11 protein-coding genes are annotated in these 9,617 nt (G+C 65.5%); 6 read left to right on the top strand and 5 right to left on the bottom strand.

Translation table 11 applies throughout. The features are described from left to right. A partial coding sequence (locus EN984_RS11260) for a 2Fe-2S iron-sulfur cluster-binding protein (RefSeq protein ID WP_127383741.1) occupies positions 1–162 on the bottom strand: 162 nt, incomplete at its 3' end. 290 nt (positions 163–452) lie between these two features. Between EN984_RS11260 and EN984_RS11265 the strand changes: the two genes are divergently transcribed. Together EN984_RS11265 and EN984_RS11270 are read left to right on the top strand one after the other, a co-directional pair. Beyond that, entirely contained in the window at positions 453–1,073 is a 621-nt protein-coding gene (locus EN984_RS11265; protein ID WP_127267449.1) for a TetR/AcrR family transcriptional regulator, read from the top strand. A gap of 56 nt (positions 1,074–1,129) precedes the next feature. Next, positions 1,130–2,128, top strand: coding sequence for a bestrophin family ion channel (locus EN984_RS11270; RefSeq protein WP_127267448.1), 999 nt, complete (start codon positions 1,130–1,132; stop codon positions 2,126–2,128). A gap of 63 nt (positions 2,129–2,191) precedes the next feature. Here the strand turns inward: EN984_RS11270 and EN984_RS11275 are convergent, their stop codons facing one another. The 3 genes from EN984_RS11275 to EN984_RS11285 all read right to left on the bottom strand — a co-directional run bounded on the left by EN984_RS11275 (position 2,192) and on the right by EN984_RS11285 (position 4,333). Then, the gene (locus EN984_RS11275; protein ID WP_127267447.1) at positions 2,192–3,196 is read right to left on the bottom strand and encodes an NAD(P)-dependent alcohol dehydrogenase; all 1,005 of its coding nucleotides are present in this window, start codon (positions 3,194–3,196) and stop codon (positions 2,192–2,194) included. A gap of 40 nt (positions 3,197–3,236) precedes the next feature. Continuing rightward, the gene (locus tag EN984_RS11280) at positions 3,237–3,497 is read right to left on the bottom strand and encodes a hypothetical protein (protein ID WP_127267446.1); all 261 of its coding nucleotides are present in this window, start codon (positions 3,495–3,497) and stop codon (positions 3,237–3,239) included. Positions 3,498–3,580: 83 nt separating this feature from the next. Further along, entirely contained in the window at positions 3,581–4,333 is a 753-nt protein-coding gene (locus EN984_RS11285; protein ID WP_127267445.1) for a thioredoxin family protein, read from the bottom strand. A gap of 306 nt (positions 4,334–4,639) precedes the next feature. Between EN984_RS11285 and EN984_RS11290 the strand changes: the two genes are divergently transcribed. The 3 genes from EN984_RS11290 to EN984_RS11300 all read left to right on the top strand — a co-directional run bounded on the left by EN984_RS11290 (position 4,640) and on the right by EN984_RS11300 (position 7,523). Beyond that, positions 4,640–5,860, top strand: coding sequence for a helix-turn-helix domain-containing protein (locus EN984_RS11290; RefSeq protein ID WP_127267444.1), 1,221 nt, complete (start codon positions 4,640–4,642; stop codon positions 5,858–5,860). Between the two features lie 36 nt (positions 5,861–5,896). Further along, a complete protein-coding gene (locus EN984_RS11295) occupies positions 5,897–6,529 on the top strand; it encodes a PQQ-binding-like beta-propeller repeat protein (protein ID WP_127267443.1) in 633 nt (210 codons plus the stop codon). Between the two features lie 163 nt (positions 6,530–6,692). Next, positions 6,693–7,523: an aldo/keto reductase gene (locus tag EN984_RS11300; RefSeq protein WP_164748795.1), complete on the top strand. Its 831-nt coding sequence runs from the start codon at positions 6,693–6,695 to the stop codon at positions 7,521–7,523. A 72-nt stretch (positions 7,524–7,595) separates the two neighbouring features. Here the strand turns inward: EN984_RS11300 and EN984_RS11305 are convergent, their stop codons facing one another. Beyond that, entirely contained in the window at positions 7,596–7,901 is a 306-nt protein-coding gene (locus EN984_RS11305) for a hypothetical protein (RefSeq protein WP_013530714.1), read from the bottom strand. 208 nt (positions 7,902–8,109) lie between these two features. Here EN984_RS11305 and EN984_RS11310 point away from each other — a divergent pair, with 208 nt between their 5' ends. Beyond that, positions 8,110–9,612 (top strand): ATP-binding protein, encoded by a 1,503-nt coding sequence (locus tag EN984_RS11310; protein ID WP_127272635.1) that lies wholly within the window; start codon positions 8,110–8,112, stop codon positions 9,610–9,612. Positions 9,613–9,617: the final 5 nt, after the last annotated feature.

The following is a 9,617-nucleotide window of genomic DNA, read 5'->3' on the forward strand; positions in this document are numbered from 1 at the left end:
GACCAGCACCGTGCAGGCGCCGCACTGGCCGCGGTCGCAGCCCTTCTTGGTGCCGGTGAGATCAAGCCGCTCGCGCAGCAGGTCGAGCAGGGTTACGCGTGGATCGACCTCCAGTTCGTGTCGGTGGCCGTTGATGGTGAGGGTGATGGGAAGGCTGGTCATGGGCGTCTGGCTCCAGTTGCTTGACGCGGATGGGATTGAACTGGTGCCTTGCCGCGGAAGGGCAAGGTAACCGTTCGGTCAGGTCTTGACGGCGAAAGCGGAGATGGCAGCGGATCTCCCGCGAGGCAGGCGGGCAGGGGAGATGTCGGCTTGCGTGTTCGAAAGACGTGACATACCGGTTCCCCTGATTATATGATAAAGGTGCTCCACTAAAACGGAGGCGCCTCCGTTTAATACGTGGTGGCTGAACCGGCCGGGTTCAAGCCCCCTGACACGATGTGGAGAAAAAATTGGCCAGCGAGCCGTCCGCCATTACAGAACAGAAGGCCGAGGCCGTAGACGCGAAGCCGCTGCGCGCCGATGCGCGGCGCAACCGCGACCGGCTGGTCGAGGTGGCGGTGTCGGTCTTTGCCGAGCGCGGCATCGATGGCTCGCTGGAGGAGATCGCGCGCCGCGCCGGCGTCGGCATCGGCACGCTCTACCGGCATTTCCCGACGCGCGAGCATCTGGTCGAGGTGGTCTATCGCCGGGAGGTGGAGGCGCTCTGCGCGGCCGCCGGCGAGCTTGCCCAGAAACATCCGTCCGATGTCGCGCTGGAACAGTGGATGCAGCGCTTCGTCGACTACATCGCCACCAAGCGCGGCCTGGCGACCAGCCTGCGCATTGTGCTCACCACCAATTCGACGCTGTTTTCCGACACGTTCGGCCGGGTGTCGCAAGCCTTGCGGCAGCTGGTCGAGGCGGCGGTGGCCGACGGCACCATCCGCGGCGACGTCGACGCTTCCGACGTGCTGCACGCGCTGGGCGGCATCTACTCAGCGCCCGACACCCCCGAATGGCGCGACCGCTCGCGCCGGCTGGTCAAGCTGTTGATGGACGGGTTGCGGTTCGGGGCTGCAAAGGCACAATGAGGCGACGAGATTCCGCCCGTGCAAAACCACACCTGTCGATAAATTGAGGGGACCCGATGTATGTAGGCCGCTCCTACAAAATAGTGGACTTCGCGCTGTGGTCGCGGCGCAGCGTCATCTACATGGTGGTGGTGAGTGGACTGGCCGTGGCGGCTTACCGTCTTCCAGGCATCGCCGGGTTTTCGGTGCCATGGTCGGTGGTGCTGGTGCTTGGCACCACCGTGTCACTCGTTGCCGGGTTCAAGAATTCGCAGGTGTTCACCCGCAGCAGCGACGCGCTGCAGGCTTTTACGCAAATTACGGCCAGCAGCCGGTTGTGGTCCAATTTCTGCAGGGATTTCCTTGACGCGCCGACGGCCAGACAGCTCATCTATCGCCACATCGCCTGGATGACGGCATTGCGTTTTTCCCTGCGCCGGCCGATGCCATGGGAATCCATGGCGCGGGCCGCCAATATCGAATACCGGCGGCGCTACCGCATCCATGAGGATGCGAGCTCGATCGCCGACGAATTCCGTCCGCTGCTCGCCGAACAGGCCGAGGACGTCCTGAAATCGCCCCAGCCGGCGATAGCCCTGCTCGAACTGCAATCTGTCCAGGTCAATGCGCTGTTCAAGGACACAAAGCTCCCTCCTCAGATCTATGGCGAACTGACCAAGCTGATCCGCGACTTCCATGACCAGCAGGCGCGCTGCGATCGCATCAAGAACAATCCCTATCCCCGGCAATACGCCATCGTCAGTTCGATGTTCGTGATGATCTTCTGCACGCTGTTGCCGTTCGGGGTCGTTCCCGTCTTTGCCGATATGGGCAAATTGGGTGGGGCGCTCGGGTCGATCGCGATCTGGCTGACGATCCCGTTCAGCACGCTGCTGGGCTGGGCTTACATGTCCCTCGACCAGGTCGGCGAAAGCAGCGCCAACCCGTTCGAGGGCAACGCCAACGACGTCCCGATCTCGCAGATTTGCCGCGACATCGAGATCGAGTTGCGCAGCGGGCTCGGCGAGGCCGATCTTCCCAAGCCCCTGATGCCGGTCAACGACATCGCGACCTAGGCAGGATCACGACGAAGGCGCGGACCCGACGGTCCTCTTCATCGTGCTGCTGGCGGAGGCCGCTCAAACGTCGAGGCAGACCTTGCCGAAATGCTTTTGGGTTTCGTAATGCGCGAAGGCGGTGGCGATGTCCTGCAGCGGAAAATGGCGGTCTATGACGGGCTTCAGCCTGATAGTCTCTATCGCCCGGATCATATCCTCCTGGTCGGCCCGGCTGCCGATGGAAATGCCGCTGATGCGGATCTGGTTGGAAAACAGGGCAGGGATAGACACTTCCGCCGCAAAACCGGTCAGGACGCCGACCAGCGCGATGTGACCGCCCGTGCGGCAGGCGATAATCGACTGCGCCAGCGTGGCGGGTCCGCCGACCTCGATCACGTGATCGACACCGCGTCCGCCCGTCAGATCCCTGGCCTTGCGACCCCAGTCCGGGACGGACTTGTAGTTGATGACGGCGTCGGCTCCGAGGCGCGTGAGCCTTTCCAGCTTCTGCTCGTCGGATGAGGTGGCGATGACCCGGGCGCCGGCGGCTTTGGCGAATTGCAGCGCGAACAGCGATACGCTGCCCGAACCGAGGACCAGCACCGCGTCGCCCGGCTTCACCTTGCCGCACACAACCAGGCCGCGCCAGGCAGTAACGCCCGTGCAGGTGAGCGACGCCGCCTCGACATGCGTATAGCCTGCCGGTGCCTTGGTGAAAGCGTGCGCCGGCATGCAGACATACTCGCTGGCGAAGCCGTCGAAACTGTCTCCCGGAATATCGCGCCGGGTGCAGGGCGTCATGTCACCGCCCAGCCACCAGGGATAGAAGACGCTGACGACTCTGTCTCCGGGCTTGAGTGCATCGACACCGTCGCCGAGGGCAATCACTTCGCCGGCGCCGTCGGAGAGCGGAACGCGGCCGTCGGCGAGAGGCATCTTGCCTTGCACGGCAAAGTCGTCGCGCATGTTCAACGCGCAGGCCCGGATCCTGACCAGAACCTCGCCCGGCCCTGGCTGGGGCGGATCTTCCTCGACCAGGTCGAGATTGCCCAAGCCGCCCGGCGCTCTCAGCCTGACCAGTCTCATTGTCTTCTCCGATGTGTGGGGTGTCTGGAATTGGAATGGTCTAGCGGGCCTGCCGGCCTGAGATCACCCGCAGCCAGGGCGCCAGATGAAAGGCGCTCATCAGCAGATACATCGCGGCCATGCCCGTGAGGGGCGAGGCGTCGATGCCCATGCACTGCATGGCCGCATCGCCGCTGAAGATGCAGGTGAGCAGCGCCATCACGGCGAAAGTCGGTGCCGCGGCAAGGCAAAGCCAGTCGGCCAGCCCGAGGGTTGCGGCTTCCGGGATCGTGCTGCCGGCACCGGTATGGATATCGCTCATCGCCTTAATCCTTGATGATCATGCCAGCCACGACAGGTTCCTCTCTCCACGGAGTGGGGAGAGGAACCCAGACTGAACAACCGTTACTGCTCGCCCTTGTCGCGGAATGCAGCCTCGCCGGCAGCAGACACTTCTTCCCATTTCTTGTCGGCCCCGGCGTCGTAATTGTCGTGCCAGTTCCACCAGGAATAGAGCGGGGTCTGCGGATAGCCTTCGGGCGAATCCTCCCAAATTTCCTGGCGGCCGAGCGGCGTCGCGTCGAGATAGCTCCAGACGGTGCCCATCGCCTCGTCGCCGCGGCTGTTGATGAGATAGGTGCGGAAGATGCGGTCGCCGTCATGGATGAAGACGTTGTGGCCGTGCCATTCGTCGACCCCGAAGTCCTTGTCGAAACTGTCCGTGATTGTGTACCAGGGCATCTGCCAGCCCATCCGCTGCTTCAGCCGCGCAATGTCGGCTTGCGGGGCACGCGAAGCGTAGGCAAGAGTGGTGTTGCGGGCGTTGAGATGGGCGAGGTGGCCGACCTGGTCGGCGCCCAGCGAACAGCCGCGGCAGGCATGATCGGGCCAGCCATGCACGCCGGGCTCGAAAAAGGCGCGGTAGACGATCAGCTGGCGGCGGCCTTCGAACAGATCGAGCAGGCTCGCTCTGCCGTTCGGCCCCTCGAACACATAGGCCTTGTCGACTTCCATCCACGGCATGCGCCGGCGCTCGGCGGCCAATGCGTCCTTGGCCCGCAGCGTTGCCTTTTCCTTCACCAGCATCTGTTCGCGGGCGGCTTCCCAGTCCTGCCTCGAAACGATCGGCGGGGTCTTCATTGCGATGTGCTTGGTCATTGGTCGTCTCCTTTGCCAGTCTGTTGTCGCTTGCTGTCAGCCAGAATAGGGCGGTGAAGCGCGGGGGTGGGAGTTACAAGTGTGACGGGATTTGCAGGAGCCGGCCCGTCGCAGCAGGGGTGGCGCATCCTCACGGTGCCTTCGGCCGCGTCATGGAGAGGAGTGTCGGTTGGCATTGTCGGTTCTCCCTTGGCGTGCCGCACGTTGCCGATAGAGTTGGCCGATGCGGCTTGCCGGTTCATGGTACGGATTTAAGTTAGGGCGGCGACGCACAAGGGTGGGAGTTACAAGTGTGACGGGATTTGAATGGATTCGCTGATCACCGCCGCGGCGCTGGCGCTGGCCGGAGGCGATCCGCTCGGCGCGCTGGATCGCGTCGCCCTGCGCGAGGATCCGCCGGCGCTGGCGCTGCGCGGCATCGCCATGGCGCAACTTGGCGATCTTGATCGCGCCAAGGCGCTGCTGCGGCGGGCCGCGCGTGGCTTCGGCCCGAAAGAGGCGGTTGCGCGTGCGAGATGCGTCGTTGCCGAGGCCGAGATCGCGCTGGTCTCACGCGATCTCGGCTGGCCGGCCAAGGCTTTGGATGCGGCGCGGGCGACGCTGGAAAAGCATGGCGACCGGCTGAACGCAGCGCATGCCGGCCACCTCAAGGTGCGCCGCCTGCTATTGATCGGCCGTCTCGACGAGGCCGAAGACGTGCTGGGCGGGCTCGATCCGATGCCGCTTCCGCCGGCCTCGCGCGCCGCCCACGAGCTGGCCGTCGCCGGCATCGCGATGCGGCGCCTCAAGACGAAGCGGGCGCGCAGGGCGTTGGAGTGGGCACGCCACGCCGCCCGCCAGGCCGGCATTGCGGGGCTCATCGCTGAAGTCGATCGCGCATTCCTGGCGCTGGACACACCGGCGGCGCGGCTGATCGCGGCTGGCGAGCAGCGCTCGTTGCTGCTTGAGGACGTCGAGGCGTTGCAAGCGTCGCCGGCATTGCTGGTCGATAGCTTTCGCTATGTCGTGCGCCAACAGGAGAAAACGGTCTCGCTGGCAACGCGCCCGGTGCTGTTTGCGCTGGCCCGTACGCTCGCCGAAGCGTGGCCAGGCGATGTGTCGAGGGCGAGGCTGATCGCGCAAGCCTTCGGCGGCAGGCACGCCGATGAATCGCACCGGGCACGGCTGCGGGTCGAGATCGGCCGGCTGCGCACCGAATTGCGCGGCCTGGCCGACATCGGCGCGACCAGCCAGGGCTTCGCGCTGGCGCCGCGCCAGGCACGCGAGGTGCTGGTGCTGGCGCGGCCGATCGAGGAGCGGCACGCGGCGGTGCTGGCTTTCCTTGCCGATGGTGAATCCTGGGCGAGTTCGGCGTTGGCGCTGGCGCTTGGCACCGGCCAACGCAGTGTGCAACGGGCGCTGGAGCAGCTTGGCGAGGCCGGCAAGGTGCAGTTTTTCGGTCACGGCCGGGCGCGCCGCTGGATGACGCCGCCGGTGGCGGGATTCACGACCACCTTGTTACTCCCGGCGCCGCTGCCGAGTGGTTAGTAGGGGACATCAGACCATCTCAGTGAGGACAAGGACATGAAACAGTCAGCGGCCGAAATTCTGCGCGAATACGGACCCTTTCCAGATGTGGAGAGGGTGCATGGGGTGAGTTTTGACGGCAACAATGTCTGGTTCGCCTCGGGCGAGAAGCTGAACGCCTTCGACCCGGAAAACGGCCAAGCGCTGCGCTCGATCGACGTCGCGGCGCATGCCGGCACCGCCTGGGACGGCCAGCACTTCTTCCAGCTTGCCGACGACCTGATACAGAAGATCGACCCTGATACCGGCCAGGTGCTGGCGACCATTCCGGCGCCGGGCGGCGGCGGCGATTCCGGGCTGACCTGGGCCGAAGGGACGCTCTGGGTGGGGCAATATCGCGAACGCAAGATCCACCAGATCGACCCGGAGACAGGGGCGATCCTGCGCACCATCGAATCCAACCGTTTCGTCACCGGGGTGACATGGGTCGAGGGCGAGCTGTGGCACGCCACCTGGGAAGGCGACCAGAGCGACCTGCGCCGCGTCGACCCGCGATCAGGCAAGGTTCTCGAGAAGCTCGACATGCCGGCCGGCATGGGCGTGTCGGGGCTGGAATCCGATGGCGGCGACCGCCTCTATTGCGGCAGCACATCCGCCGGGGTGGTGAGGGCGGTGCGCCGGCCGCGGTGAGGATGCGGCCGACGCCGAAGTCACACTTGCAGGCGCACTTCACACGGCAATTTGTCCGCTGTCGGCTGGTCGTCGCATCCTGTCGGACCTAGATAGGCTGTGCACCGGGCAGACCGCCCGGACCCGCTTTGCAAAGGATCCCCCCATGCCTGGACAGCCCATCATGCCCGAACAGATTGCATTGAACGACGGCTCCGCCATTCCCCAGCTCGGCCTTGGCGTGTGGCAGGTCGACCAGGATATTACCGCCGAGGTGGTGAGTTGGGGCATCGAGGCCGGCTATCGTCTGATCGACACCGCCGAAGGCTACCAGAACGAGGAAGGGGTCGGAGAGGCGATCCGCAGCGCCGGCGTGTCGCGGGCTGAGCTGTTCATCACCTCGAAACTGCGCAACGGCGCACACCAGCGCGATGCGGCGCTACGCGCCTTCGATGACACCATGGCCAAGCTCGGCATTGAGCAGATCGACCTGTTCCTGATCCACTGGCCTGTGCCCAGCCAGGACAAATATGTCGAGGCCTGGAAGACGCTGGTCGAACTCCGGCAGGCCGGCCGCATCAAGTCCATCGGCGTTTCGAACTTCAACCAGGACCATCTGGAGCGGATCATCGCGGAAACCGGCGTGACGCCCGTCGTCAACCAGATCGAGTTGCATCCCCAGTTCCAGCAGCGCGGTGTCAGGGACTTTCACGCCAAGCACGACATCCGTATCGAAAGCTGGAGCCCGTTGGGCAGCGGCCGGCTGCTCGGCGATCCGACCATTTCAGGCATCGCCAAAAAACATGGCAAGTCCGTCGCCCAGGCGATCATCCGCTGGCATCTCCAAGAGGGGCTGATCGTCATTCCAAAGTCAATCCGCAGGGATCGCATCGCCGCCAATTTCGATGTCTTCGATTTTGAACTGGATGCCCAGGACCTGCAGACGATCCGCGGCATGGATTCGCCCGAAGGCCGCAACGGGCCCAACCCCGCCACGGCCGCGTTCCTGTTCTGAGGACTGCCGACCGCGAAGCTGCCGATCTCCCGCACGAGGGGAGATTGGCCAATCTCCGGCCTCTCCGCGCGCTTAAATCCCGGACCCATCCAGCTGCTGGGCGTCTTCGCCTTCCCAGGGCGCTGGCATGGACGCGCGGCTGAGGTTTGCCGTCGGCAACGGCATCCAGCACTTCAGTTCCGGGTCGGCATATTCGATGACGCGCCCGGGCGAGGAGTCCGACGCGCGCCAGCCTTCCGAGGCGAACTGGTCGGCACGCGACCAATAGGCAAGGTCTACTTCCGCCGGTCCCTGTTCGGACGGACGCACCGTGACCAGGATGCGGCTGCCATCCTTTGGCGCCGTCGACATGTGGCGCCACCGTTCGGGCTCGTCCATCGCATTCCTCCTCGCACTCGTAGCGTTGGGTGGAGTGTCGCCTCGTGGTCCGAAGGGGTCAACCCAAAGTTTGCGCCAGGCATCGGCTGATGACCCCTCCAGGCGGTGCCTGCACAGTTGTGCGCAACACGCCGCAGGCGGTCATGCACGCTCGACGGGCTGTGACCCAGTTGATAAGCCCGTCTGCGAAAGGAGCGCCTGAGTCGAGATGACCGTTGCGATCGAGATGGGACAGACGACCGCGGGCGCCCCGGCGAAGCTGGATCTTGAGGAACTGCTCGCGACTCGCCTTTTGGTGCAGGGCAATTCAGGCTCCGGCAAGTCGCATCTGCTGCGGCGCCTGCTGGAGCAGAGCGCGCCCTGGGTGCAGCAGACCATCATCGATCCCGAGGGCGACTTCGTCTCGCTGGGCGACCGTTACGGCCATCTGGTGATCGATGCCGAGCAGCATACCGAGCGCGGCCTGCAGGCGGCCGGCGAGCGGGCGCGCATGCATCGCGTCTCCACCGTGCTCAATCTCGAAGGGCTCGACGCCGAGAACCAGATGCGGCGTGCCGCCGCCTTCCTCGGCGGGCTGTTCGAGGTCGCCCGTGACCACTGGTACCCAATGCTGGTGGTGGTGGACGAGGCGCAGCTGTTCGCGCCGGCGGTGGCCGGAGAGGTGTCGGACGAAGCGCGAAAGCTCTCGCTCGGCGCCATGACCAATTTGATGTGTCGTGGCCGCAAGCGCGGGCTGGCCGGCATCATTGCCACCCAGCGGCTGGCCAAGCTCGCCAAGAATGTCGCAGCCGAGGCGTCCAATTTTCTCATGGGCCGCACCTTCCTCGATATCGACATGGCGCGTGCCGCCGATCTTTTGGGCATGGAGAGACGCCAGGCGGAAGCGTTCCGCGATCTGGAACGCGGGCAGTTCATGGCGCTCGGCCCGGCGCTGTCGCGCCGTCCGCTGGGGCTGCGCATCGGCCCGACCGACACCAGCCCGCGCAACGGCACGCCGCGGCTCATGGCAATGCCGGAATCCGCGCTGGAAGATGCACGCGCGATCATCCTGGCGGCGCCGCCGCCCGAGACGGTGCGCACGCCGCGCCGCCCGGCGTCGCCGGACCTGCTCGACCAGCTGATGGCGGCCAAATCGGCGGCACTGGAAATGCGCCCCGAGCCGGCGGAGCCGCAAATCAGCGCCGAGGATCTGGCCGAGCGTCGTGAGCGCGTCGACCGTGTGCTGCGCGCCATCCTGGCGCAGCCCGATGCGGGTTTTCGCGTGATCGGGGTGCTCTATCAGGAATTCGTGGTCCGCTGCCGCATAGAAGGCCTCGCGTCGGTCGTGCCGGACCTGCCGGAGTTCCGCCGCATGCTGACGCGCGCCCGTGCCGGCCTTGGTTCCGAGACGACGCAGGATGACGCGTGGCGGGACGTTTCCGTCCGCGCGTCGCTGCTGCCCGACGACATGCAGGGCGTGTTCATGATGATCGCCCGTGCGGCGAAAGAGGGCTGGCCATGCCCGAGCGACGCCGCGATCGCCCGCGCCTACGGCTCGCACTCGCTGCGCCGCGCCCGGCGCCTCTTGACCTATATCGAGGAGCAGGGCCTCATCGTCTGCCAACTCGACGGGACAGGCTGGCGCACCGTGACGCTGGTCGAATTGGCCTGGGCCACCGCACCGGGAGATCCGAATGCCGAAGAGGTGGAGCAGGAGAGCCTGGCGCTGTGAAGCGG

It is taken from the genome of Mesorhizobium sp. M7A.F.Ca.CA.004.12.1.1, assembly GCF_003997835.1.
Taxonomy (GTDB): Bacteria; Pseudomonadota; Alphaproteobacteria; order Rhizobiales; family Rhizobiaceae; genus Mesorhizobium.

What these genes read in the sequence shown, in the direction of transcription:
- EN984_RS11295 (WP_127267443.1), top strand. Translation starts at nt 5,897, where the DNA reads ATGAAACAGTCAGCGGCCGAAATTCTGCGCGAATACGGACCCTTTCCA.
- EN984_RS11300 (WP_164748795.1), top strand. Translation starts at nt 6,693, where the DNA reads ATGCCCGAACAGATTGCATTGAACGACGGCTCCGCCATTCCCCAGCTC.
- EN984_RS11310 (WP_127272635.1), top strand. Translation starts at nt 8,110, where the DNA reads ATGACCGTTGCGATCGAGATGGGACAGACGACCGCGGGCGCCCCGGCG.
- EN984_RS11290 (WP_127267444.1), top strand. Translation starts at nt 4,640, where the DNA reads ATGGATTCGCTGATCACCGCCGCGGCGCTGGCGCTGGCCGGAGGCGAT.
- EN984_RS11285 (WP_127267445.1), bottom strand. Translation starts at nt 4,333, where the DNA reads ATGACCAAGCACATCGCAATGAAGACCCCGCCGATCGTTTCGAGGCAG.
- EN984_RS11275 (WP_127267447.1), bottom strand. Translation starts at nt 3,196, where the DNA reads ATGAGACTGGTCAGGCTGAGAGCGCCGGGCGGCTTGGGCAATCTCGAC.
- EN984_RS11270 (WP_127267448.1), top strand. Translation starts at nt 1,130, where the DNA reads ATGTATGTAGGCCGCTCCTACAAAATAGTGGACTTCGCGCTGTGGTCG.
- EN984_RS11280 (WP_127267446.1), bottom strand. Translation starts at nt 3,497, where the DNA reads ATGAGCGATATCCATACCGGTGCCGGCAGCACGATCCCGGAAGCCGCA.
- EN984_RS11305 (WP_013530714.1), bottom strand. Translation starts at nt 7,901, where the DNA reads ATGGACGAGCCCGAACGGTGGCGCCACATGTCGACGGCGCCAAAGGAT.